Here is a 25478-nt window from a genome sequence, read left to right on the forward strand (position 1 = left end):
GTTTGTAGAATTCTGAAAAGAAAAAAGGGTAGCCGAGGCTACCCTTTTTTATCAATCGCACAACAAGTGGCTGACGGATTAACCGCCAAACTTCTTGCGGATCTGCTGGACGGTGCGCAGCTGAGCTGCAGCCTCGGCCAGACGTGCGGACGCAGCTCCGTAGTCGAAATCTGCGCTCTTCTCATGCAGAGCAGCTTCGGCAGCCTTGAGCGCTGCCTGAGCCTGAGCTTCATCCAGGTCGGCGGCACGTTGCACGGTATCGGCAAGCACCTTGACCATGTTCGGCTGAACCTCGAGGAAACCACCGGAGATGTAGAACACCTCGGCTTCCCCGCCTTGCTTGATCAGGCGGATCGGACCCGGCTTGAGATTCGTGATCAGCGGCGCGTGACCCAGAGCGATACCAAGATCACCCAGAGCACCGTGCGCAATCACCATCTCGACCAGGCCGGAAAAGATTTCTCCTTCCGCGCTGACGATATCGCAATGGACTGTCATAGCCATCTGATTGCCTCAACCTAAATGAGCGCCCGTTGCCGGGCGCCGGGATTACAGTTTCTTGGCTTTCTCGATCGCTTCTTCGATGCCGCCGACCATGTAGAACGCTTGTTCTGGCAGGTGGTCGTAGTCACCGTTGAGGATGCCTTTGAAGCCAGCAATGGTGTCTTTCAGGGAAACGTATTTACCCGAAGCACCGGTGAAGACTTCAGCCACGAAGAACGGCTGCGACAAGAAGCGCTGGATCTTACGAGCACGGTTTACCAACTGCTTGTCGGCTTCCGACAGCTCGTCCATACCCAGGATCGCGATGATGTCCTTCAGCTCTTTGTAACGCTGCAGCACGTACTGAACGCCGCGAGCGGTCTCGTAGTGATCGTTGCCGATCACGTTCGGGTCCAGCTGACGCGAAGTCGAGTCCAGTGGGTCTACCGCCGGGTAGATACCCAGGGAAGCGATGTCACGGGACAGAACGACGGTGGCGTCCAGGTGAGCAAACGTGGTCGCTGGCGACGGGTCAGTCAAGTCGTCCGCTGGTACGTATACGGCCTGGATCGAAGTAATCGAACCTTGCTTGGTCGAAGTGATGCGCTCTTGCAGCACGCCCATCTCTTCAGCCAGGGTCGGCTGGTAACCTACTGCCGAAGGCATACGGCCCAGCAGTGCGGATACTTCGGTACCGGCCAGGGTGTAACGGTAGATGTTGTCGACGAACAGCAGAACGTCGTTACCTTCGTCACGGAACTTCTCGGCCATGGTCAGGCCGGTCAGCGCTACGCGCAGACGGTTTCCTGGTGGCTCGTTCATCTGACCGTAGACCAGCGCTACCTTGTCGAGAACGTTGGAGTCCTTCATCTCGTGGTAGAAGTCGTTACCCTCACGAGTACGCTCACCCACACCGGCGAACACGGAATAACCGCTGTGCTCGATGGCGATGTTACGGATCAGTTCCATCATGTTTACGGTCTTGCCTACACCGGCACCACCGAACAGACCGACTTTACCGCCCTTGGCGAACGGGCAAACCAGGTCGATAACCTTGATGCCGGTTTCCAGCAGCTCGTTGCCGCCAGCTTGTTCCGCGAAGGAAGGAGCGGCGCGGTGGATACCCCAGCGCTCTTCTTCGCCGATCGGGCCAGCTTCGTCGATAGGGTTGCCCAGTACGTCCATGATCCGGCCCAGAGTCGCTTTACCGACCGGTACGGAGATGGCTGCGCCAGTGTTGTTGACGTCCAGACCGCGCTTCAAGCCTTCGGTGGAGCCCATCGCAATGGTACGAACCACGCCGTCGCCCAGCTGCTGCTGAACTTCCAGAGTGGTTTCGGCGCCTTGAACCTTCAAGGCGTCGTAGATGCTCGGTACGCTGTCGCGTGGAAATTCCACGTCGATAACGGCGCCGATGATTTGAACGATACGTCCGCTACTCATAGCTGGATCCTCTGAATATTTGAACCGTTAAACCGCGGCAGCGCCGCCGACGATTTCCGAGATCTCTTGGGTGATCGCAGCCTGACGCGCCTTGTTGTAGATCAGCTGCAAATCGCTGATCAAATCACCGGCGTTGTCGGTAGCGTTCTTCATCGCGATCATCCGCGCAGCTTGTTCGGCCGCGTTGTTCTCGACCACCGCCTGGTACACCTGCGACTCCACGTAACGCACCATCAAGCCGTCAAGCAGCTCTTTGGCGTCTGGTTCGTAGAGGTAGTCCCAGTGGTGCTTGAGATCCTGATCCGGGGTCGCTACCAGTGGAATCAACTGCTCCACGGTAGGCTGTTGCGTCATGGTGTTGATGAACTTGTTGGATACCACGGACAGGCGGTCAATACGGCCGTCCAGATAGGCATCCAGCATCACCTTGACGCTGCCGATCAGATCATTGATCGACGGCTCTTCACCCAGGTGGCTGATAGCTGCAACGACGTTACCGCCGAAGTTGCGGAAAAAGGCCGCACCCTTGCTACCAACGACACACAGATCAATCTCGACGCCGTTTTCGCGGTTTACCGCCATGTCCTTGACCAGGGCCTTGAACAGGTTGGTGTTCAAGCCGCCGCACAGACCACGGTCACTGCTCACCACGACATAACCAACGCGCTTGATGGCGCGGTCGATCATGAACGGATGGCGGTATTCCGGGTTGGCGTTGGCCAGATGCCCAATTACCTGGCGGATACGCTCCGCATAAGGACGGCTAGCAGCCATGCGCATTTGTGCCTTGCGCATTTTGCTGACCGCCACTTTTTCCATGGCGCTGGTAATTTTTTGCGTGCTTTTGATGCTCGCAATCTTACTGCGAATCTCTTTTGCGCCTGCCATGTAACACCTATCAGGTTAGCAAGCGGGAGCCTTGCGGCTCCCGCTGCGGCTTACCAGGTTTGGGTGGCCTTGAACTTCTCGATACCGGCTTTCAGGCCAGCGTCGATTTCGTCATTGAAGTCACCTTTAACGTTGATCTTCGCCATCAAGTCGGCGTGATCGCGGTTGAAGAAAGCAATCAGCGCTTGTTCGAAGCTGCCGATCTTGGCGATTTCAATGTCAGTCAGGAACCCACGCTCAGCGGCATACAGCGACAGCGCCATGTCAGCGATCGACATAGGTGCGTATTGCTTCTGCTTCATCAGCTCGGTAACGCGCTGACCATGCTCAAGTTGCTTGCGGGTCGCTTCGTCCAGGTCAGAAGCGAACTGGGCGAATGCCGCCAGTTCACGGTACTGAGCCAGAGCGGTACGGATACCACCGGACAGCTTCTTGATGATCTTGGTCTGAGCGGCACCACCCACACGGGATACCGAAACACCGGCGTTCACTGCAGGGCGGATGCCCGAGTTGAACATGGCCGATTCCAGGAAGATCTGACCGTCGGTGATGGAAATCACGTTGGTCGGAACGAACGCGGAAACGTCGCCAGCCTGGGTTTCGATGATCGGCAGTGCGGTCAGGGAACCGGTTTTGCCGGTCACTGCGCCGTTGGTGAACTTCTCTACGTACTCTTCCGAAACGCGGGATGCGCGCTCCAGCAGACGGGAGTGGAGATAGAACACGTCGCCTGGGTAAGCTTCACGGCCTGGTGGACGGCGCAGCAGCAGGGAAATCTGGCGGTAAGCCACTGCTTGCTTGGACAGATCGTCATAAACGATCAGCGCGTCTTCACCGCGGTCGCGGAAGAATTCACCCATGGTGCAACCGGAGTACGGAGCCAGGAATTGCAGTGCTGCAGATTCCGAAGCGCTCGCTGCAACGATGATGGTGTTAGCCAGTGCACCGTTTTCTTCCAGCTTGCGAACCACGTTGGCGATGGTCGATTGCTTCTGACCGATTGCCACGTAGACGCAGAAAATGCCGCTGTCTTTCTGATTGATGATCGCGTCAATCGCCAGAGCGGTTTTACCGATCTGACGGTCACCGATGATCAGCTCACGCTGGCCACGGCCGACAGGGATCATGGCATCGACAGCCTTGTAGCCAGTCTGTACAGGCTGGTCTACCGACTTACGCCAGATCACGCCCGGAGCAACTTTCTCGACCGCGTCGGTCTCGGTGTTGCCCAGTGGACCTTTGCCGTCAACAGGGTTACCCAGTGCGTCGACAACGCGACCCAGCAGTTCCTTACCAACCGGAACTTCGAGGATGCGGCCGGTGCACTTGGCGCTCATGCCTTCAGCCAGAGTCGTGTATGCGCCCAGTACAACGGCACCTACGGAGTCTTGCTCCAGGTTGAGGGCCATACCGTAGACGCCGCCCGGAAACTCGATCATCTCGCCGTACATGACGTCGGCCAGACCGTGAATCCGCACGATACCGTCAGATACGCTGACGACAGTGCCTTCGTTACGGGCTTGGGAGGTCACATCGAGTTTTTCGATGCGGCCCTTGATAATTTCACTTATTTCGGAAGGATTGAGTTGCTGCATTGCTCTGCTGCCCCTTCAAACTCAAGATTTCAATGCTTCGGCAAGTTTCGCGATTTTGCCGCGAATCGAGCCATCGATAACCAGGTCGCCGGCGCGGATAACGACACCACCTATGAGGGCAGCATCCTCCGCAACTTGCAGGCGCACTTCCCGGTTGAGTCGTGCACTGAGAACCTTGGCGAGTTTGTCTTGCTGTTCTTGGTTCAATGCAAAAGCACTGGTCACTTCAACGTCTACCGATTTCTCTTGTTCAGCCTTGTACAGGTCGAAAAGAGCAGCGATCTCCGGCAGAAGCGGGAGACGGTCGTTTTCGGCAACGACATTGATGAAGTTCTGTGCCTTGGCATCAAACTTGTCGCCGCACACGTCAATGAACGTGGCGGCCTTTTCTGCGCTCGTCAGTCGCGGGGCCTTGAGCACGCGCTGCATGGTGTCGTCTTGCGACACCGCTGCAGCCAGGCCGAGCATGGCTGACCAATTGGCCAGTTGCTGGTGGGCCTGAGCGTGCTCGAAGGCCGCCTTAGCGTAAGGTCGGGCCAACGTGGTCAGTTCTGCCATGATCGCCCTCGCTTAGATTTCAGCAGCCAGTTGGTTAACCAGCTCTGCGTGCGCGTTTTGATCGATTGTGGCACCCAGGATCTTCTCGGCGCCGCCGACAGCCAGCAAGCCCACTTGGGCGCGCAGCTTGTCTTTGACACTGTTCAGTTCCTGTTCGATCTCGGCTTGAGCCTGAACCTTCACACGGTCAGCGTCGACACGGGCCTTTTCAACGGCCTCTTCGACAATCTGGTTACCGCGTTTCTTGGCTTGCTCGATGATTTCAGCTGCCTGAGCTTTCGCTTCGCGCAGTTGCTGACCCGCTTTCTCTTGGGCCAACTCCAGGTCGCGAGCTGCACGGCTGGCAGCGTCCAGACCATCAGCGATCTTCTTTTGACGTTCGTGCAGAGCGGCGATGACCGGAGGCCATACGAACTTCATGCAGAACAGTACAAAAATCAGGAACGCAACGGACTGGCCAATCAGGGTCGCATTAATGTTCACGCCAACACCTCGCAGTTACGTTGTCCATCACACCAAATCACTCGGAAAGTCCGAATGATTAGCCAGCGATTTGACCAACGAACGGGTTCGCAAAGGTGAAGAACAGAGCGATACCAACACCGATCATGGTTACGGCGTCGAGCAGACCGGCAACGATGAACATTTTAACTTGCAGCATTGGAACCATTTCTGGCTGACGCGCTGCGCCTTCCAGGAACTTGCCGCCCAGCAGGCCGAAACCAATTGCGGTACCCAGTGCGCCCAGGCCGATCAACAGTGCAACAGCGATAGCGGTTAGACCAACTACAGTTTCCATCTTTCCTCCCGACTTTTACGTCGTATGGTTTAGGTTTTTTAGATTAAAGCGGTAAAACAAATCGTTTCATGGTGCCCCGTGAGGAGCCCCTTCCCGTTTTACCGGGAAGGACATCAGACTGGTCGAGACCGGTCTTAATGGTTTTCTTCGTGCGCCATCGACAGGTAGACGATGGTCAGCATCATGAAGATGAACGCCTGCAGGGTGATGATCAGGATGTGGAACACAGCCCACGCCCACTGCAGGACAACGCCCAGGCCGCTCAGCCAGAGCAGGCCGCTGCCGAACATCACAGCGATCAGGATGAACACCAGCTCGCCGGCATACATGTTGCCGAACAGACGCAGAGCCAGAGAGATCGGTTTGGCGATCAGGGTCACGAATTCCAGCAGGAAGTTCACCGGGATCAGCAGAGCCTGAACGAAGATGTTCTTGCTGCCGAACGGGTGCAGGGTCAGCTCGCCGATGAAGCCGCCGAGGCCCTTGACCTTGATGCTATAGAAAATGATCAGTGCGAAAACCGAGAACGCCATGCCCAGGGTCGCGTTCGGGTCGGTGGTCGACACGGCACGGAACGGGATGTGGTGGTCGCCGGAGATCAGAATGGCCAGCTGAGGAATCCAGTCGACCGGTACCAGGTCGACGGCGTTCATCAGGAACACCCAGACGAAGATGGTCAGTGCCAGCGGTGCGATCACCGGGCTACGACCATGGAAGCTGTCTTTCACGCTGCCATCGACGAATTCGACCAGGACTTCAACGAAGTTCTGCAGTGCACCTGGCTGACCGGAAGTCGCCTTCTTGGCCGCCATGCGGAAAAGAATGACGAAAATCAGACCCAGTGCGACCGACCAGCCGAGGGTATCGACGTGGAAAGCCCAGAAGCCCATTTCTTTGGCTTCTGCTGCGGTGTGGGCAAAGCCCCAGCCGCCGTTGGGTAGCTGACCGAAGGTCAGGTTCTGCAAGTGGTGCTGGATATAGCCCGAAGCGGTTGTTTCTGCCATGGTTGCCTCAAACGCCCTAAGGTCTCGAAAGTCTTGTTCTCATCAGCAGGGGAGCGAACCAGCTGACCGACTGAGTCAGCACGAAGGCGCCGAATACAGCGATCGGCGCCAGTGGCTTCACACCTGCAAACACCAGTGCAAACAGCACTGCCGTCAAAATCAGTTTGCCTGCCTCGCCGGCATAGAAAGACCGGACGATGGACTGGGCTGCTCGGGCGCCGGAAAACCGAAATGCCTTGTGAGCGAAATAAACATTGGGCAGCAAGGCTATCAGGCCTCCGCAAAGTCCCGAGTATCCGGCAACGACTCCGTGCCATTGCCAGAGCGCCAAAGCGGCAATGAGCAAAATGACAAATTGAGCCATCAACACCGGAAAAACCGCCAGGCGATGGAACGGCAGGCGGTTTGGCTTGCGGGTTTCCATCACTATTGCTCTCCAATGGTCGGCTGCCGAAATTCAATAACTTGGCATAATTTGTGCCGACAAAATGCGCGCAGAGTATAGGGGCGGTTCTGCCCCTATTCAACTGTCAGGTAGTGATTTCCGACTGCGCGCTACAAGAGGAATTGTTTCAGCGGATGTGTGCAAGCACACCCTGAAGCTCATCGAGGGAGTTGTAACCGATCACCAACTGACCCTTTCCCTTCTTGCCGTGGCGGATCTGCACCGCAGAGCCTAGGCGCTCGGCCAGACGCTGCTCGAGGCGGGCGATATCCGGGTCAGGTTTGGCAGGTTCCACAGGCTCGGGTTTGCCACTCAGCCACTGACGAACCAGTGCCTCGGTTTGGCGCACGGTGAGGCCGCGTGCGACAACATGTCGCGCCCCTTCCACCTGCTGATTGTCCGGCAGACCGAGCAATGCACGGGCGTGGCCCATTTCCAGGTCGCCGTGGGACAACATGGTCTTGATGACTTCCGGCAATGCAATCAGGCGCAACAGGTTGGCCACCGTGACGCGGGACTTACCCACAGCCTCGGCCACCTGCTGCTGGGTAAGCTGGAATTCCTGCTGCAGGCGCTGCAGGGCCACCGCCTCTTCGATCGGGTTCAGGTCTTCGCGCTGGATGTTCTCGATCAGCGCAATGGCGATCGCGGTTTCATCCGGCACATCACGGACCATGGCCGGAATGGTTTCCTGCCCGGCCTGCTGGCTTGCGCGCCAGCGGCGCTCACCGGCGATGATTTCAAAGCGACCGCCACCAATCGGGCGAACCACGATCGGCTGCATCACGCCTTGAGTCTTGATCGACTGCGCCAGCTCTTCCAGCGCCTGCGGATCCATGTCCCGGCGTGGCTGGTACTTGCCGCGTTGCAGCAGGTCCAGCGGCAGGTGCTGCAACTCACGGCTGTCAGCCTGCGCCGCTTGTTCTTCCAGCGAGCTGACAGTCGGACCGCTCAGCAGTGCATCCAGTCCTCGTCCGAGACCTCGTTTCTTGACGGCCATGGGGATTCCTTAAGTTGGCTGGGCAGCGGCGATGCGTGAATTTTTGCGCTGACGGCGAACCATCTCGCCCGCCAGGGCCAGATAGGCCAGCGCGCCACGCGATTGCTTGTCGTAGGCCAGCGCCGGCATGCCGTAGCTCGGGGCTTCGGCCAGACGGATGTTGCGCGGAATGACGGTGTCGTACAGCTGATCGCCGAAGTGTTCCTTGAGCTGGGCCGATACATCGTTCATCAGGCTCAGGCGCGGGTCATACATGGTCCGCAGCAGGCCTTCGACTTTCAGGTTCGGGTTCAGCAGTTCGGCGATGCGTTTGATGTTATCCACAAGGTCGCTCAGACCTTCGAGCGCGAAGTACTCGCACTGCATGGGGATAATGACCCCGTCAGCCGCGACCAGTGCGTTCAGCGTGAGCATCGACAGCGACGGCGGGCAGTCGATCAGGATGTAATCGTAGTTTTCCCGGATCGGCGCCAGCGCACTGCGCAGACGACTTTCCTTCATCTGCATTTCCAGCAGCACCACTTCGGCCGCCGTCAGGTCGCGGTTGGCCGGCAGCAGTTGATAACCGCCGTGTTCGGAGTAGTGCATGGCCTGGGCCAGATCGCATTCGCCGATCAGCAGGTCGTAGACCGAATTTTCCAGGCCATGTTTATCCACACCGCTACCCATGGTGGCGTTGCCCTGTGGATCGAGATCGATCAACAGCACCCGGCGCTTGGTCGCGACCAGGGATGCTGCGAGGTTGATGCAGGTGGTGGTCTTGCCCACACCACCACCCTTCTGGTTCGCTATCGCGAATACCTTAGCCATTCTTGCTTGTGTTCCCAATCATGCCGTGCGGCGCAGTATCAGCAGATGGCGTTGGCCTTGGCAACCGGGTACGGCCAGGGCGTGTTCGCTATCGAGTTTGAAGTCTGCCGGCAATGCTACCAGCTCATCGGCCGGATGAACGCCCTTCATTGCCAGCCAGCGCGTATCGGCATCGCCGAGGTGGCGAGTCCAGTTGGTGAAGTTCTCCATGCTGCTGAATGCCCGGGAAATGATCCCGTTGAATGGCTGCGCAGGCTGGAACGCTTCGACGCGACTGTGGATAACTTGCAGGTTGTCCAGTTTGAGTTCGAGTTTGACCTGGGTCAGGAAGCGGGTTTTCTTGCCGTTGCTGTCCAGGCAAGTCACTTGCGAGTCCGGATACAGGATCGCCAGAGGGATCCCCGGCATGCCGCCACCGCTGCCGACATCCAGCCAGCGGCCGTTTTCGATGAAAGACATCACGCTGAGACTATCGAGCAAGTGACGGGAAACCATTTCGTCCGGATCACGAACGGCGGTCAGGTTGTAGGCCTGGTTCCATTTGATCAACAGGGCCAGATAACCCAGCAGCAGTTCGTGCTGGGTTTCAGTGAGATTGACACCGAGCTCGCGGGCTCCTGTGGATAACTCTTCGGCGTGTTGCGAAGTGACCTTAGAACTCAAGCGCTTTGCTCCAACTGACGGCCCGCGCCGCGTTTTTTCAAATGAATCATCAACAGCGAAATCGCTGCCGGGGTCACACCCGGGATCCGCGAAGCCTGGCCCAGCGTCTCGGGACGCGTGGCACCCAGCTTGCTCTGGATCTCCTTGGAGAGACCGGAAATGTTGGTGTAATCGATATCCACAGGCAGTTTCGTGTCTTCGCTTGCACGCAGACGGGCGATTTCGTCCTGTTGACGGTCGATGTAACCGGCGTATTTGGTCTTGATCTCGACCTGTTCGGCGACCTGTGGGTCTTCGGCGCCCTGCCCGGTCACTTCGACCAGACCAGCGTAGTCGATTTCCGGACGGCTCAAGAGATTGAGCAGGTTGTATTCATGAGTCAGCGGCGTGCCGAATTTTTCCGCAATCGCATCGCCCTGCGGAGTGCCCGGGCGAACCCAGGTGCTTTTCAGACGCTGCTCTTCCAGCTCGATGTTTTCGCGCTTCTTGCAGAACGCCGCCCAGCGCGCATCATCGACCAGACCCAGTTCGCGACCTTTTTCGGTCAGACGCAGGTCGGCGTTGTCCTCACGCAGGATCAGACGGTACTCGGCACGAGAAGTGAACATGCGATACGGCTCTTGGGTGCCGAGGGTGATCAGGTCGTCGACCAATACCCCGATGTACGCTTCATCGCGACGCGGGCACCAGGCTTCTTTGCCTTTCGCACGTAACGCAGCGTTCGCGCCGGCGAGCAGACCCTGGGCGCCGGCTTCTTCGTAACCGGTGGTGCCGTTGATCTGGCCAGCGAAGAACAGACCGCCGATCACTTTGGTTTCCAGGCTGTACTTCAGGTCGCGCGGATCGAAGTAGTCGTACTCGATCGCATAACCCGGACGCACGATGTGCGCGTTTTCCATGCCGCGAATCGATTGCACGATCTGCAATTGCACGTCGAACGGCAGGCTTGTGGATATCCCGTTCGGATACAGCTCATGGGTGGTCAGGCCTTCCGGCTCGATGAACACCTGATGGCTTTCCTTGTCGGCAAAGCGGTGGATCTTGTCTTCGATAGACGGGCAATAACGCGGGCCGATGCCTTCGATCTCGCCGGCAGCGGAATACATCGGCGAACGATCGAGGTTCGCGGCGATGATTTCGTGGGTACGGGCGTTGGTGTGAGTAATCCAGCAGCTGACCTGACGTGGATGTTGTTCCTTGTTGCCCATGAACGACATCACCGGGATCGGCGTATCACCTGGCTGCTCGGTCATCACCGAGAAATCCACAGACTTGCCGTCGATACGCGGTGGCGTACCGGTTTTCAGGCGACCGACACGCAGCGGCAGTTCACGCAGACGATGCGCCAGGGCGATCGACGGTGGATCACCGGCACGACCACCGGAAAAATTCTGCAAACCGATGTGGATAAGTCCGCCCAGGAAGGTACCGGTGGTCAACACAACGGAATCGGCGAAGAAACGCAGACCCATTTGCGTGACAACACCGCGTACTTGCTCCTGCTCGACGATCAGGTCGTCGGCGGCCTGTTGAAATATCCACAGGTTCGGCTGGTTTTCCAGGATTTCGCGGATAGCCGCTTTGTAAAGAATCCGGTCGGCTTGTGCACGGGTTGCACGTACGGCCGGGCCTTTACGGCTGTTCAACACGCGAAACTGGATGCCGCCCAGATCGGTGGCCATGGCCATCGCGCCGCCGAGGGCGTCGATTTCCTTGACCAGATGGCTTTTGCCGATGCCGCCGATGGCCGGGTTGCAACTCATGGCACCGAGGGTTTCCACGTTGTGCGTCAGCAGAAGGGTTTTTGCGCCCATGCGTGCTGAGGCCAGTGCTGCCTCGGTACCGGCATGACCGCCGCCGATGACGATCACTTCAAAACGGGAAGGGAAATCCACCACGCACCTCGTGCCTGCTTAAGTAGGTAATTCAGGAATAGTTTGAGATCAGGTTTCTGGACCTGGTCGACAAGTATAGGGACTTCGCCCTGCCTAAAGAACCCTTTGCACAAAATTTAACCAGCTGTGGAGAACTCGCGGTTAAAAGAATAAAAAAGAGAGAAATTTATAAAACCTTTGTTTTAAAGCTTATTCTTACTGCCCGTGATTTCTGTGGATAGATTGCCATAGGCCTTTATTTTCAACATGTACAGAGATTCAAAACCCTGTGCCCATGTGCCCATGAGGCCCTTGGATAACCGGTGTAAGCCTGTGGATGAATGGGGCTGTTATCCACAGATGCAGTTATGTTCAGTTTTCAGGCCCTGTTATCAACTGCCCTCAGCGGCAGTTATTCACAGGGCTTAATCCACAGAAATCGGATGAATGAGCATGCAGCGGACAGGGGAAATCCGCTCAGGGAGAAGGAATCTGCCCGGCACTGGAAAGGAAGGAATGCGAAAAGGAGAAACAGACAGGTCGGGAATGGACCTGCCTGTGGACAACGGAAGGGTTATTTACCGATGCAGAAACTGGAAAAGATCCGCCCGAGCAGATCATCGGAGCTGAATGCACCGGTAATTTCCCCAAGGGACTGCTGAGCCTGACGCAGATCTTCCGCCAACAGTTCACCGGCACCCGCCAGAGTCAGTTGTGCACGACCGTGTTCCAGGGCCGCGCTGGCATGACGCAGTGCTTCCAGGTGACGGCGGCGTGCGCTGAAGCTGCTTTCCGAGGTCTGCTCGTAACCCATGCAGGCCTTGAGGTGATCGCGCAGCAGATCCAGGCCTTCGCCGGCAGCCTTGGCGCTCAAGCTGATGGTTACATGGCCATCGTCGCTGACTTCCAGGGCAATCGCTTCACCGGTGAGATCCGCTTTATTGCGAATCAGGGTGACCTTTGCCGGATCTGGTCGGGTTTCAAGGAATTCAGGCCATAACGCGAACGGGTCGGCTGCTTCCGGCGCCGTGGCATCGACCACCAACAGCACCCGATCGGCTTCGCCAATGGCTTTCAACGCACGTTCGACACCGATTTTTTCCACATGGTCGTCGGTATCGCGCAATCCGGCGGTGTCTACGACATGCAGCGGCATGCCGTCGATGTGGATATGTTCGCGCAAGATATCCCGGGTCGTGCCGGCGATTTCCGTCACGATGGCGGCTTCTCGACCGGCCAATGCGTTGAGCAGACTCGACTTGCCGGCATTTGGACGTCCAGCAATCACCACCGTCATGCCATCACGCAGCAGCGCACCCTGCCCGGCTTCACGCAGTACGGTGGATAACTCGTCGCGTACTTTGTCGAGCATGCTCAATACATGGCCATCGGCGAGAAAATCGATTTCTTCTTCCGGGAAATCGATGGCTGCCTCGACGTAAATCCTCAGACCGATCAGTTGTTCGGTGAGGTTATGCACACGCTGGGAAAACGCGCCCTGCAAGGAACGCAAAGCGTTGCGTGCTGCCTGTGCAGAACTGGCTTCGATCAGGTCGGCAATGGCCTCGGCCTGAGCCAGGTCGAGTTTGTCATTGAGGAAGGCGCGCTCGCTGAACTCACCCGGCCGGGCCAGACGGCAACCCAGTTCCAGGCAACGCTTGAGCAACATGTCCAGAACGATCGGGCCACCGTGGCCCTGCAGTTCCAGCACATCTTCACCGGTGAACGAGTTCGGCCCGGGGAAATACAGCGCCAGACCTTCATCCAGCACCTGTTGATCGTCACTGAAGAAGGGCCCGTAGTGGGCAAAACGCGGTTTCAGTTCACGGCCGCTGATGGCTTTGGCCGCAACGCTGGCCAGCGGCCCGGAAATTCGAACGATGCCCACACCGCCACGGCCCTGGGCAGTAGCGACGGCTGCGATGGTTTCACGAGGTGCGCTCATAAACCGGTATCCAGACAAAAATGGCAGATAGCAAAACGCCCCACTAGGGGGCGTTTTGAGTGGTGTTATCCACAGAGTAAGTTACGCCTCGGCTTTTTTCGTCGCCGCTTCGATCTTACGCGTGATGTACCACTGTTGGGCAATCGACAGGCAGTTGTTCACAACCCAGTACAGCACCAGACCAGCCGGGAACCACAGGAAGAAGAAGGTGAAGATGATTGGCATCATTTTCATGACCTTCGCCTGCATCGGATCCGGAGGAGTCGGGTTCAGACGCTGCTGGATGAACATGGTCGCGCCCATGATGATCGGCAGGATGAAGAACGGATCCTTGATCGACAGGTCGGTAATCCACAGCATGAACGGCGCCTGGCGCATTTCCACGCTTTCCAGCAGAACCCAGTACAGGGAAAGGAAAACCGGCATCTGCACGAGGATAGGCAAGCAGCCACCCAGCGGATTGATCTTCTCTTTCTTGTACAGCTCCATCATGGCTTGCGACATTTTCTGCCGGTCATCGCCATGTTGCTCTTTCAGTGCAGCCAGTTTCGGAGCCACGGCGCGCATGCGGGCCATCGACTTGTAGCTGGCAGCTGACAGCGGGAAGAAAATCCCTTTGATCAGCATGGTCAGGAAGATGATCGACCAGCCCCAGTTGCCTACGATCGCGTGGATATGTTGCAGCAGCCAGAAGATTGGCTGGGCAATAAACCACAGAATGCCGTAGTCGACGGTCAGTTCCAGACCTGGGGATAACTCTTTCAGCACCGCCTGGCTTTTCGGGCCGGCATACAGAATGGCGCTGGTTTCAACTTTTGCACCCGGTGCAGCGGTCAGCGAAGGACCGGTGTAACCGATGATGTAGTTGCCTTTGCTGTCTTTACGGGTCTGGACGATATTGTTTTCGCCCTTCGGAGCAACCCATGCCGTCACGAAGTAGTGTTGCAGCCAGGCTACCCAACCACCGGTAACGGTTTCCTTGAGTTGACCTTTGTCCATGTCCTTCATGGACACTTTCTTGTACGGCTCGGAACTTGTCCACAGGGCGGCGCCCAGGTAAGTCGCGGTACCGGTAGCAGTGGTCGACGAAGGATCGGCGCTGTTGTCGCGCTTCAACTGCGCAAACATCGAACCGGACCAGGGCTGAGCACTCTGGTTATCCACAAGGTAGGTCACGGTTACGTCATACAGTCCGCGCTTCAGAGTGAAACGCTTGATGTAGTTGACGCCGTCCTTGCTGAATTTCAGGTCGACGACCAATTGGTCCTGACCGTCAGCCAGTTGATAACTTTTCTTCTCCGACGAGTAAACCGGACGACCGGTCGGGCTGGCGTCCGGACCGTTGGTGCCGATCAGACCGCTTTGGGCCAGATAAGTACGCTCACCGCCGTTGTCGAACAGCTGGAACGGAACATCCGGACGGTCCTGACGACGCGGATACAGCGGCAAGGTCAGTTGCGCAACGTCACCGCCCTGTGGATCGATCGCCAGATCGAGCACATCGGTTTTGACCTGAATCAGATCTTTGCTGGCAGCGACCGGCGCTTCTGCAGGTGCGCTGGTATCGCTTGCGGCATGCGGAATATCGTCACTGGCGGAAGTGTTATTGCCAGGAACGGTGTCCGGCAAACCGGATGCAGTCGTACTGGAAGCAACATTCTGAGTCGGCAGGGCAGCCTGGCCATAGTCCTGGTTCCATTTAAGAACCATGACGTAGGACACGATTGCCAGGGCGACGATCAGGATCGTGCGTTTGATATCCATGATTACTCGGCCATCGAAGAAGAACGGGAGGTAGGGATAGGTGGAACCGGGTCATAACCACCGGGATTCCACGGATGACAGCGACCTAAACGACGAAAGGTCAGCCAGCCACCGCGCAGAAGGCCATGATTTTCGATGGCTTCCAACGCGTAGCAGGAACAACTGGGGTAGAAACGACAGTGATCAGCCATCAGAGGACTAATGGCGTAGCGGTAAAACTGGATCGGAACGAGTGCCAGTTTACGCATCTGGACTGTCTACCCCTACAGTTTCGGTTTTGACTGCTGGTACCGGCTTGTTGCGCGCCAGACGTTTCCAGAGTTTGCCGAAATGCTGAATCAATTCGGGGTTTTCTACATCGCCCAAACCTTTGCGCGCGACGATAACGATGTCCCAGCCGACCAGTGAATCCTGGTGCAGGCGAAACGATTCGCGCATCAGACGTTTGAGGCGATTGCGCTCGACGGAGAGTTTTACACTCTTTTTCCCGATAACCAGCCCCAGACGGGGGTGATCGAGATCGTTGTTGCGCGCAAGGAGCAGGAGATTTTTCCCCGGAACCTTGCCGGTAGGGGAGTCAAAGACTGCCTTGAAGTGTCGGGGAGTAAGCAGACGCTTTTCCCGACTGAAGTCCTGACTCACCTCCAGTGCCGGATTATCAAACTGCCAGACGTGCGCGGCCTTTGGCGCGACGACGCGACAGTACGGCACGACCGTTCTTGGTAGCCATGCGAGCACGGAAACCGTGGGTACGAGCGCGTTTGATAGTGCTTGGTTGGAAAGTACGTTTCATGTCGTGTTACCTGGTTCGTCCACAACGGGCCGGAATGGCCCCCGTTTTAAGAGACCGGGGATTCTAGAGAAAGCAAGTCCATAGGTCAATTTCCAACCAACGTTTCCCTATAAATAGATCTCTGATGCTTCCAGTCCCTGAACCTTGACTGCCAGACATAAAAATAAAGAAGGGAATTATTTAAAGCTTTTCTGTAAAGCTTGTAAAAGCTAAGACGGCCACCTTCTGTGGATAACTACTCTGAAGCCTTATATTGTCTGGTGTACAGAGAATGACAACTACAGTGGAAAACCGTGTTCAGCCTGTGCTGCGCTATCGGATAACCTGTGTGTGGAAAGCACTGTTATCCACAGGCGACTTGTCCACTGAGTTTCGCCCCCAGTTGTCCAGTGCCCTCAGCTGCGGTTATCCACAGAGCTTATTCACACACCGTCGGTCGCTTTTTCAACGGTTAAGGCATTGATAAATCATGTCCACCGGGCAACCTGCATGTGGATAAGTGAACGTCCCGCCGCTACAATGGCCGCTTGTTTTTGCCTCACCGGCTTTCAACTTAGGGGATTTCCGTGTCAGTGGAACTTTGGCAGCAGTGCGTGGAGCTTTTGCGCGAAGAGCTGCCAGCCCAACAATTCAACACCTGGATCCGTCCATTACAGGTCGAAGCCGAAGGCGACGAGTTGCGTGTCTACGCACCGAACCGTTTTGTTCTGGACTGGGTCAACGAAAAGTACCTGGGGCGCGTCCTTGAACTGCTGGATGAGCATGGCAACGGCCTGGCGCCGTCGCTCTCCTTATTGATAGGCAGCAAACGCAGTTCTGCGCCGCGTGCTGCGCCGAACGCACCGTTGGCCGCCGCTGCTGCATCCCTGGCTCAGGCCAATGCCGCCCAGGTCAGCGCTCCGGCACCCGCGCCGGCTCCAGCCCCGGCCAAGCGTGCGACGCAGAAAACCGAGGAAGTCAGCGAGGAGCCGTCCCGCGACAGCTTCGACCCGATGGCCGGCGCTGCTTCCCAGCAAGCGCCAGTGCGTGCCGAGCAGCGCACCGTGCAGGTCGAAGGTGCGCTCAAGCACACCAGCTACCTGAACCGCACCTTCACCTTCGAAAACTTCGTCGAAGGTAAATCCAACCAGCTCGCCCGTGCGGCGGCCTGGCAAGTGGCAGACAACCCCAAGCACGGCTACAACCCGCTCTTCCTTTATGGCGGTGTCGGTCTGGGTAAAACGCACTTGATGCATGCGGTGGGTAACCACCTATTAAAGAAGAATCCGAATGCCAAGGTCGTGTACCTGCATTCCGAGCGTTTCGTGGCCGACATGGTCAAGGCGCTGCAACTGAACGCAATCAACGAGTTCAAGCGGTTCTACCGTTCGGTGGACGCCCTGCTGATCGACGACATTCAGTTCTTCGCCCGCAAGGAACGTTCCCAGGAAGAGTTTTTCCACACCTTCAACGCCCTGCTTGAAGGTGGCCAGCAGGTCATTCTCACCAGTGACCGCTACCCGAAAGAAATCGAAGGCCTTGAAGAGCGCCTCAAATCCCGCTTCGGCTGGGGCCTGACGGTTGCCGTCGAGCCGCCTGAGCTGGAAACCCGCGTGGCCATCTTGATGAAGAAGGCCGACCAGGCCAAAGTCGAGTTGCCACACGATGCGGCGTTCTTCATTGCCCAGCGCATTCGCTCCAACGTCCGTGAGCTGGAAGGCGCGCTGAAACGCGTGATCGCCCACTCGCACTTCATGGGCCGCGACATCACCATCGAGCTGATTCGCGAATCCCTGAAAGACCTGTTGGCATTGCAGGACAAACTGGTCTCTGTGGATAACATTCAGCGCACCGTCGCCGAGTACTACAAGATCAAGATCTCCGACTTGCTGTCCAAGCGCCGTTCGCGCTCGGTCGCTCGCCCGCGTCAGGTCGCCATGGCTCTGTCCAAGGAACTGACCAACCACAGCCTGCCGGAAATCGGCGATGTGTTTGGCGGTCGCGACCATACGACGGTGTTGCACGCCTGCCGCAAGATCAACGAACTTAAGGAATCCGACGCGGACATCCGCGAGGACTACAAGAACCTGCTGCGTACTCTGACCACTTGATGAACACCAGCGCAGCTTATTAAGGCAAGGGACTAGACCATGCATTTCACCATTCAACGCGAAGCCCTGTTGAAACCCCTGCAACTGGTCGCAGGCGTCGTCGAGCGCCGACAGACCTTGCCGGTACTGTCCAACGTGCTGCTGGTTGTCGATGGCCAGCAGCTGTCGCTGACCGGTACCGACCTGGAAGTCGAGCTGGTCGGTCGCGTGCAGCTCGAAGAACCGGCTGAAACAGGTTCCATCACCGTGCCTGCGCGCAAGCTGATGGATATTTGCAAGAGCCTGCCGAACGATGCGCTGATCGACATCAAGGTCGACGAGCAGAAGCTGGTGGTGAAGGCCGGCCGTAGCCGCTTCACCCTGTCGACCCTGCCGGCCAATGACTTTCCGACTGTGGAAGAAGGCCCGGGTTCGCTGACCACCAGCCTGGATCAGAGCAAGCTGCGTCGCCTGATCGAACGCACCAGTTTCGCCATGGCCCAGCAGGACGTGCGTTACTACCTCAACGGCATGTTGCTGGAAGTGTCGACCGGTGTGATTCGTGCCGTGGCCACCGACGGCCACCGTCTGGCGATGTGCTCGATGCAGGCCGACATCGGTCAGCAGGAGCGTCACCAGGTGATCGTGCCGCGCAAAGGTATTCTCGAACTGGCACGCCTGCTCACCGAACCGGACGGCAACGTCAGCATCGTCCTGGGTCAGCACCACATCCGCGCGACCACCGGCGAATTCACCTTCACCTCGAAACTGGTCGACGGCAAGTTCCCTGACTACGAGCGCGTTCTGCCGAAGGGCGGCGACAAGCTAGTACTGGGCGACCGTCAGGCACTGCGCGAAGCGTTCAGCCGTACCGCGATTCTGTCCAACGAGAAGTACCGCGGCATCCGTCTGCAACTGGCCAGTGGTCAGCTGAAAATCCAGGCCAACAACCCGGAGCAGGAAGAAGCGGAAGAAGAAGTAGGCGTGGAATACAACGGCGGCTCCCTGGAAATCGGCTTCAACGTGAGCTATCTGCTCGACGTGCTGGGCGTGATGACCACCGAGCAGGTTCGCCTGATCCTGTCCGACTCCAACAGCAGTGCGCTGGTGCAGGAGTCCGATAACGACGATTCGGCTTACGTTGTCATGCCGATGCGTCTGTAATCAGCTGACTCTGGATGTCGCTAAGTCGCGTCTCGGTCACCGCGGTGCGCAATCTGCACCCGGTGACCTTCTCCCCCTCCTCCCGAATCAACATTCTTTACGGCGCCAACGGCAGCGGCAAAACCAGTGTTCTGGAAGCCATTCATCTGCTGGGGCTTGCCCGTTCGTTTCGTAGCACGCGGCTGTTGCCGGTCATTCAGTACGAACAACTTGCCTGTACCGTATTCGGTCAGGTGGAGCTCGCCGAAGGTGGCCACAGCGCATTGGGGATCTCTCGCGACCGTCAGGGCGAATTCCAGATTCGCATCGACGGTCAGAACGCCCGCAGCGCCGCGCAACTGGCGGAAATTCTGCCGCTGCAGTTGATCAACCCCGACAGCTTCCGTCTGCTGGAAGGTGCGCCGAAGATCCGCCGGCAGTTCCTGGACTGGGGCGTGTTTCACGTCGAACCGCGGTTCATGGCCACTTGGCAGCGTTTGCAGAAGGCCTTGCGCCAGAGAAACTCCTGGCTGCGGCATGGTACACTTGACGCCGTTTCGCAAGCGGTTTGGGACAGGGAACTGTGCCAAGCCAGCGCTGAAATCGATGAATACCGCCGCGCTTACATCAAAGCCTTGAAACCAGTCTTTGAACAAACCTTGAGCGAACTGGTTGAGCTCGAAGGTTTGACGCTCAGCTATTACCGAGGCTGGGACAAGGATCGGGAATTGAGTGCCGTACTTGCCGGATCCCTGCAGCGGGACCAGCAGATGGGTCATACCCAGGCCGGACCGCAACGCGCTGACTTGCGTCTTAGATTGGGCGCGCACAATGCCGCGGACATCTTGTCCCGGGGTCAGCAAAAACTGGTGGTCTGTGCGTTGCGTATTGCCCAGGGGCATCTGGTGAGCCAGGCCCGACGCGGCCAGTGTATTTATCTGGTGGATGACTTGCCGTCCGAGCTGGACGAGAGCCACCGTCGCGCGCTGTGCCGCTTGCTGGAAGACTTACGCTGCCAGGTCTTTATCACCTGTGTAGATCACGAATTATTGAGGGAAGGCTGGCAGACGGAAACGCCAGTCGCTCTGTTCCACGTGGAACAGGGCCGTATCACCCAGACCCACGACCATCGGGAGTGAAGGCATTGAGCGAAGAAAATACGTACGACTCATCGAGCATTAAAGTGCTGAAAGGCCTGGATGCCGTGCGCAAACGTCCCGGTATGTACATTGGTGACACCGACGATGGCAGCGGTCTGCACCACATGGTGTTCGAGGTGGTCGACAACTCGATCGACGAAGCCCTCGCCGGCCATTGCGACGACATCAGCATCATCATCCACCCGGATGAGTCCATCACCGTCAAAGACAACGGCCGTGGCATCCCGGTAGACGTGCACAAAGAGGAAGGCGTTTCCGCCGCCGAGGTCATCATGACCGTCCTCCACGCCGGCGGTAAGTTCGACGACAACTCCTACAAGGTATCCGGCGGTCTGCACGGTGTAGGTGTTTCGGTGGTGAACGCGCTGTCCGAAGAACTGGTCCTGACTGTTCGCCGCAGCGGCAAAATCTGGGAACAGACCTACGTCCACGGCGTACCTCAGGCACCGATGGCGATCGTTGGCGACAGCGAAACCACCGGCACCCAGATTCACTTCAAGGCTTCCAAGGAAACCTTCAAGAACATTCACTTCAGCTGGGACATCCTGGCCAAGCGCATTCGTGAACTGTCCTTCCTCAACTCCGGTGTCGGTATCGTCCTCAAGGATGAGCGCAGCGGCAAGGAAGAACTGTTCAAGTACGAAGGTGGCCTGCGTGCGTTCGTTGAATACCTGAACACCAACAAGACTGCGGTCAACCAGGTGTTCCACTTCAATATCCAGCGTGAAGACGGCATCGGCGTAGAAATCGCCCTGCAGTGGAACGACAGCTTCAACGAGAACCTGTTGTGCTTCACCAACAACATTCCGCAGCGCGACGGCGGTACCCACCTGGTGGGCTTCCGTTCCGCACTGACACGTAACCTGAACAACTACATCGAGCAGGAAGGTCTGGCGAAGAAACACAAAGTCGCCACCACCGGTGACGACGCCCGTGAAGGCCTGACCGCGATCATCTCGGTGAAGGTGCCGGATCCGAAGTTCAGCTCCCAGACCAAAGACAAGCTGGTGTCTTCCGAAGTGAAGACCGCGGTCGAACAGGAAATGGGCAAGTACTTCTCCGACTTCCTGCTGGAAAACCCGAATGAAGCGAAGCTGGTCGTCGGCAAGATGATCGACGCCGCCCGTGCCCGTGAAGCGGCGCGCAAGGCCCGTGAGATGACCCGCCGCAAAGGCGCGCTGGACATCGCCGGCCTGCCGGGCAAGCTCGCTGACTGCCAGGAAAAAGACCCGGCGCTGTCCGAACTGTACCTCGTGGAAGGTGACTCCGCGGGCGGCTCTGCCAAGCAGGGACGTAACCGCAAGACCCAGGCCATCCTGCCGCTGAAGGGCAAGATCCTCAACGTCGAGAAAGCCCGTTTTGACAAGATGATCTCGTCCCAGGAAGTGGGCACCCTGATCACCGCGCTGGGCTGCGGCATCGGTCGCGAAGAGTACAACATCGACAAGCTGCGCTATCACAACATCATCATCATGACCGATGCTGACGTCGACGGTTCGCACATCCGTACCCTGCTGCTGACCTTCTTCTTCCGTCAGTTGCCGGAGCTGATCGAGCGCGGCTACATCTACATCGCCCAGCCGCCGCTGTACAAGGTCAAGAAAGGCAAGCAAGAGCAATACATCAAAGACGACGACGCCATGGAAGAGTACATGACGCAGTCGGCTCTGGAAGATGCGAGCCTGCACCTGAACGAAGACGCCCCGGGCATTTCCGGCGAAGCGCTGGAACGTCTGGTGAATGACTTCCGCATGGTCATGAAGACCCTCAAGCGTCTGTCGCGCCTGTACCCGCAGGAGCTGACCGAGCACTTCATCTACCTGCCGGCCGTCAGCCTGGAAATGCTCGGCGATCACGCCAAGATGCAAGACTGGCTGGCCCAGTACGAAGTCCGTCTGCGCACCGTCGAGAAGTCGGGCCTGGTCTACAAGGCCAGCCTGCGTGAAGACCGCGAACGTGGTGTGTGGCTGCCGGAGGTCGAGCTGATCTCCCACGGCCTGTCGAACTACGTCACCTTCAACCGCGACTTCTTCGGCAGCAACGACTACAAGACCGTCGTTACCCTCGGCGCTCAACTGAGCACCCTGCTCGACGAAGGCGCGTACATCCAGCGTGGCGAGCGCAAGAAAGCGGTCACCGAGTTCAAGGAAGCCCTGGACTGGCTGATGGCCGAAAGCACCAAGCGCCACACCATTCAGCGATACAAAGGTCTGGGCGAGATGAACCCGGATCAGCTGTGGGAAACCACCATGGACCCAAGCGTGCGCCGCATGCTGAAGGTCACCATCGAAGACGCCATTGGCGCAGACCAGATCTTCAACACCCTGATGGGTGATGCGGTCGAACCTCGCCGTGACTTCATCGAGAGCAACGCTCTGGCGGTTTCCAACCTGGATTTCTGATCCCGGTCGGCGCCAACGAAAAGGCTAACGCACAAGCGTTGGCCTTTTTTATTGCCTGCGATTCACTCTCCAGCCGCCACACTCTCCAACCGATACCCATACCCATAAATCGTCAGCAACTGCCAACCTCGATCCGCCGTCAGCCCCAGCTTGTTACGCAACCGATAGATGTGGGTATCCAGCGGTCGTGACGAGGCCATCTCTTCATGGGGCCAGAACCTTTCGTATAGATAGTCCCGCGACAACGGCCGGCCGAGGTTGCTGAACAGGCAATGCGCGAGGCGATACTCGCGCTCGGTCATCATGATCGGCTTCCCTTCGCGAGTGACGGTCAACTCGGCGTCATCAAATACCAGATCATTGAAACGCAGGACATTGGCCACCGTCGGGCGCTGATGGCTATGCCGGCGCAATACGGCGGTGACACGAGCCTTCAACTCGTTGGGACGAAACGGTTTGCTGACATAGTCGTCGGCACCGGCGTTCAGGGCCTGGACGATATCGCTCTCGCCGTCGCGACTGGTCAACATGATTGCCGCTGGCGGCGCTTCCATGTGCTCGCGGGTCCAGCGCAGCAGCGCCAGGCCGGTAAGGTCGGGCAATTGCCAGTCGAGAATCAGCAGGTCGAAGGTTTCCCGACGCAATTGCCGCAGCAGGTCTTCCCCGCGTTCGAAACTGTGCAGCGACCAGGGCTGTTCGCCGGCCTCGGCCATTTGTTGCAGGGTCTGCTCGACCCGGCGCAGTTCGGCGGGTTCATCGTCCAGTATCGCAACGCGCATACGCGGGATTCCTTGTCGCTTGGGTAATGGGTGGTCGACACCGGCGGTTCGACCAAAGCAGTGAAAGTAAGCGGCACGCCGTGGGGCGAGCCGCTATGATTCTTCGGGTCTACGTCCTCAGACCTGTTGCCTATGAAACCATTCAACCCGCCCCGCCCTGTTTTCCATGATTAACCGACGTCGCCACGAAAGCCGTGTGCAAAGTCAGGTTCAACGCCTGTTTCGGCAACTGGTGCGCGAGTGGGTGTGGATAAGTCTAGTGCTGTTGCCGCTGACTGCATTGTTGTCCTGGCGTGCGCAGATCAATCTGCATGATCCGGCGCCAGTCAGCGGCGCAGTGCTGTCTACCGTGCTGGTGGCCATCGTGCTGGGGTTATTGCTGTGGCGACCGCGCCTGGCGCTCTGGCTCACGCTGATCGGCATGGTCGGCGTGCTGCTGACCAGCGCCGGCCTGGCGGAAGTTCAGCGTTGGTGGTCCCCGACGCCGGCAGTGCTGGGCATGCTGTTCGGTTATCTGATCTGGAACTGGCGACGTCTGAGTGTCGTGCTGACCTACTTCGGCTGGGAGTTGTCCCGGCTGGACGATGAACCGAAGGTATTCCCCGAACGTCGCCGCACACAATTTGCCAGTGGCGACCGGCTGCAAGGCCAGATCATGGCGCTTGAACAGGCCATGAGCCGCACACGTGACACCCGGCGCTTCATCGCCGATGGCCTCGAGTATCTGCCGGTCGCGACTCTGATCAGTGATCCCAAAGGTCAGATCCTGTTGGGCAACCGCAAGGCGCGTGACTTGTTTGGCTGTGATCTGGTCGGAGATGAAGTCCTCGATCGATTGGCGAGTCTTGGCTATCCGGATTTATCCACAGCCTCGCATCCACTGTTGTCCGACCTGCCTCTGGTGGAGTTCCGTGATCACAAGGAGCGCAGCCTGCGCCTGGAACGCGCAGCGTTGTTGCCGGTGGACGGCGACACGCCGATTGGCTGGCTGCTGAGCCTTACCGATCTGAGCGCCGAACGTGCCGCCGAGGAACAGCGCGGCGTGTTGCTGCGCTTTTTGTCCCACGACCTGCGTGCACCGCATTCGGCGATTCTCGCTCTGCTCGATGTCCACCGGCATCAGGCCGGGACTGATTCGCCTTTGTTCGAGCAGATTGAACGCCAGGTGCGTCGAGCGCTGGAGCTGACGGATGGTTTCGTATTGCTGGCCCGGGCCGAATCCAAGGCCTATCAGTTCCAGCCGAGTCTGTTTGCGATGCTGGTAATGGACGTCCTGGATCAGGCGCTGCCCATTGCCCAGCAGAAGCGCATCGAACTGCTGAACGATATGGACGAACAATCCCAGGAACGTCTGGTGCTGGCAGACCAGGGCTTGCTGACCCGGGCGCTGTTCAATCTGCTGGAAAACGCGATCAAGTACAGTCCTGTCGGCTCCACGGTCCGGTTGCGCGTTCGCTGCCACGATGACTGGCTGCACTGCGAACTCACCGATCAGGGCAAAGGCATTGCGGCTGAAGAACTGCCTGATCTGTTCACTCAATACCGGCGTTTTTCTTCGGCCAAAGGCATCGATGGCGTGGGGCTGGGGCTGTCGATGGTCAAGGCCGTGGTGGATCACCACGGTGGGCGGATCGAATGCATCAGCGTCATCGATGAGGGCACCACATTCCGCCTTGAGCTGCCGCTGATCGCTGAAGAGCAGGCATAAAAAAACCGGCTATATCAGCCGGTTTTCTTACTTCCGAAAAAAACTTATGCACCTTTTACAGTGTTTTATCAGCTTCAGAAATATATATAAAAATCAGTAAGTTAATTGCTATTTTCGGAATATTGCCAACAAACCGTACACAGGTTATCCACA

Annotated in this window: 24 protein-coding genes; 5 read left to right on the forward strand and 19 right to left on the reverse strand. The window is 57.7% G+C overall.

Annotated elements, in window-relative coordinates:
- Window positions 1–78 precede the first annotated feature (78 nt).
- The 18 genes from R1A29_RS29040 to rpmH form a co-directional block, all read right to left on the reverse strand.
- Window positions 79–504, reverse strand: coding sequence for a F0F1 ATP synthase subunit epsilon (locus tag R1A29_RS29040; protein ID WP_007954164.1), 426 nt, complete (start codon window positions 502–504; stop codon window positions 79–81).
- Window positions 505–549: 45 nt separating this feature from the next.
- Window positions 550–1926 (reverse strand): F0F1 ATP synthase subunit beta, encoded by a 1377-nt coding sequence (gene atpD, locus R1A29_RS29045; RefSeq protein WP_007954162.1) that lies wholly within the window; start codon window positions 1924–1926, stop codon window positions 550–552.
- Window positions 1927–1953: 27 nt separating this feature from the next.
- Window positions 1954–2814 (reverse strand): F0F1 ATP synthase subunit gamma, encoded by an 861-nt coding sequence (gene atpG / locus R1A29_RS29050; RefSeq protein WP_008084419.1) that lies wholly within the window; start codon window positions 2812–2814, stop codon window positions 1954–1956.
- A gap of 50 nt (window positions 2815–2864) precedes the next feature.
- A complete protein-coding gene (gene atpA / locus R1A29_RS29055; RefSeq protein WP_085606310.1) occupies window positions 2865–4409 on the reverse strand; it encodes a F0F1 ATP synthase subunit alpha in 1545 nt (514 codons plus the stop codon).
- A 21-nt stretch (window positions 4410–4430) separates the two neighbouring features.
- Window positions 4431–4967, reverse strand: coding sequence for a F0F1 ATP synthase subunit delta (locus R1A29_RS29060; RefSeq protein WP_007911956.1), 537 nt, complete (start codon window positions 4965–4967; stop codon window positions 4431–4433).
- Between the two features lie 12 nt (window positions 4968–4979).
- The gene (locus tag R1A29_RS29065; protein ID WP_007954149.1) at window positions 4980–5450 is read right to left on the reverse strand and encodes a F0F1 ATP synthase subunit B; all 471 of its coding nucleotides are present in this window, start codon (window positions 5448–5450) and stop codon (window positions 4980–4982) included.
- 58 nt (window positions 5451–5508) lie between these two features.
- Complete coding sequence (gene atpE, locus R1A29_RS29070; RefSeq protein ID WP_003097235.1) at window positions 5509–5766, reverse strand: F0F1 ATP synthase subunit C; 258 nt, start codon at window positions 5764–5766, stop codon at window positions 5509–5511.
- A 134-nt stretch (window positions 5767–5900) separates the two neighbouring features.
- Complete coding sequence (gene atpB, locus R1A29_RS29075; RefSeq protein WP_085686128.1) at window positions 5901–6770, reverse strand: F0F1 ATP synthase subunit A; 870 nt, start codon at window positions 6768–6770, stop codon at window positions 5901–5903.
- 16 nt (window positions 6771–6786) lie between these two features.
- Window positions 6787–7194 carry a F0F1 ATP synthase subunit I gene (locus R1A29_RS29080; RefSeq protein ID WP_003229783.1) on the reverse strand — a complete coding sequence of 136 codons (408 nt, stop codon included), beginning with the start codon at window positions 7192–7194 and terminating at the stop codon, window positions 6787–6789.
- Between the two features lie 148 nt (window positions 7195–7342).
- Entirely contained in the window at window positions 7343–8215 is an 873-nt protein-coding gene (locus R1A29_RS29085) for a ParB/RepB/Spo0J family partition protein (RefSeq protein ID WP_085713100.1), read from the reverse strand.
- A 9-nt stretch (window positions 8216–8224) separates the two neighbouring features.
- Window positions 8225–9025, reverse strand: a complete 801-nt coding sequence (locus R1A29_RS29090) for a ParA family protein (RefSeq protein WP_438300237.1) — start codon at window positions 9023–9025, stop codon at window positions 8225–8227.
- Between the two features lie 18 nt (window positions 9026–9043).
- A complete protein-coding gene (gene rsmG, locus R1A29_RS29095) occupies window positions 9044–9688 on the reverse strand; it encodes a 16S rRNA (guanine(527)-N(7))-methyltransferase RsmG (protein ID WP_007911906.1) in 645 nt (214 codons plus the stop codon).
- Complete coding sequence (gene mnmG, locus R1A29_RS29100) at window positions 9685–11583, reverse strand: tRNA uridine-5-carboxymethylaminomethyl(34) synthesis enzyme MnmG (RefSeq protein ID WP_438300238.1); 1899 nt, start codon at window positions 11581–11583, stop codon at window positions 9685–9687. Before mnmG ends, rsmG begins: the two co-directional genes overlap by 4 nt.
- 553 nt (window positions 11584–12136) lie before the next feature.
- Window positions 12137–13507: a tRNA uridine-5-carboxymethylaminomethyl(34) synthesis GTPase MnmE gene (gene mnmE / locus R1A29_RS29105; RefSeq protein ID WP_114886525.1), complete on the reverse strand. Its 1371-nt coding sequence runs from the start codon at window positions 13505–13507 to the stop codon at window positions 12137–12139.
- Window positions 13508–13588: 81 nt separating this feature from the next.
- Window positions 13589–15271 carry a membrane protein insertase YidC gene (gene yidC / locus R1A29_RS29110; protein ID WP_438300239.1) on the reverse strand — a complete coding sequence of 561 codons (1683 nt, stop codon included), beginning with the start codon at window positions 15269–15271 and terminating at the stop codon, window positions 13589–13591.
- 2 nt (window positions 15272–15273) lie between these two features.
- Window positions 15274–15519 carry a membrane protein insertion efficiency factor YidD gene (gene yidD / locus R1A29_RS29115; RefSeq protein ID WP_010565858.1) on the reverse strand — a complete coding sequence of 82 codons (246 nt, stop codon included), beginning with the start codon at window positions 15517–15519 and terminating at the stop codon, window positions 15274–15276.
- Window positions 15512–15913 (reverse strand): ribonuclease P protein component, encoded by a 402-nt coding sequence (gene rnpA / locus R1A29_RS29120; protein ID WP_011336726.1) that lies wholly within the window; start codon window positions 15911–15913, stop codon window positions 15512–15514. Before rnpA ends, yidD begins: the two co-directional genes overlap by 8 nt.
- A gap of 16 nt (window positions 15914–15929) precedes the next feature.
- A complete protein-coding gene (gene rpmH / locus R1A29_RS29125; RefSeq protein WP_003213577.1) occupies window positions 15930–16064 on the reverse strand; it encodes a 50S ribosomal protein L34 in 135 nt (44 codons plus the stop codon).
- Window positions 16065–16630: 566 nt separating this feature from the next.
- On the opposite strand from rpmH, the gene dnaA reads away from it, so the two are divergent.
- From dnaA to gyrB, 4 genes are read left to right on the forward strand one after another with little or no spacing between them, the layout of a single operon-like run.
- Window positions 16631–18154 (forward strand): chromosomal replication initiator protein DnaA, encoded by a 1524-nt coding sequence (gene dnaA / locus R1A29_RS29130; protein WP_438300240.1) that lies wholly within the window; start codon window positions 16631–16633, stop codon window positions 18152–18154.
- Between the two features lie 39 nt (window positions 18155–18193).
- Complete coding sequence (gene dnaN, locus R1A29_RS29135) at window positions 18194–19297, forward strand: DNA polymerase III subunit beta (protein ID WP_085713095.1); 1104 nt, start codon at window positions 18194–18196, stop codon at window positions 19295–19297.
- Window positions 19298–19311: 14 nt separating this feature from the next.
- Window positions 19312–20415, forward strand: a complete 1104-nt coding sequence (gene recF, locus R1A29_RS29140) for a DNA replication/repair protein RecF (protein WP_248740316.1) — start codon at window positions 19312–19314, stop codon at window positions 20413–20415.
- A gap of 5 nt (window positions 20416–20420) precedes the next feature.
- Entirely contained in the window at window positions 20421–22838 is a 2418-nt protein-coding gene (gyrB, locus tag R1A29_RS29145; RefSeq protein ID WP_085686140.1) for a DNA topoisomerase (ATP-hydrolyzing) subunit B, read from the forward strand.
- A gap of 62 nt (window positions 22839–22900) precedes the next feature.
- On the opposite strand, the gene R1A29_RS29150 is transcribed toward gyrB, so the two are convergent.
- Window positions 22901–23617, reverse strand: a complete 717-nt coding sequence (locus R1A29_RS29150; RefSeq protein WP_085713094.1) for a response regulator transcription factor — start codon at window positions 23615–23617, stop codon at window positions 22901–22903.
- 166 nt (window positions 23618–23783) lie between these two features.
- Here R1A29_RS29150 and R1A29_RS29155 point away from each other — a divergent pair, with 166 nt between their 5' ends.
- Window positions 23784–25325, forward strand: a complete 1542-nt coding sequence (locus R1A29_RS29155; protein WP_438300241.1) for a sensor histidine kinase — start codon at window positions 23784–23786, stop codon at window positions 25323–25325.
- The last annotated feature ends 153 nt before the right edge of the window (window positions 25326–25478 follow it).

This window comes from Pseudomonas sp. NMS19W (assembly GCF_051554255.1).
Taxonomy (GTDB): Bacteria; Pseudomonadota; Gammaproteobacteria; order Pseudomonadales; family Pseudomonadaceae; genus Aquipseudomonas; species Aquipseudomonas kribbensis.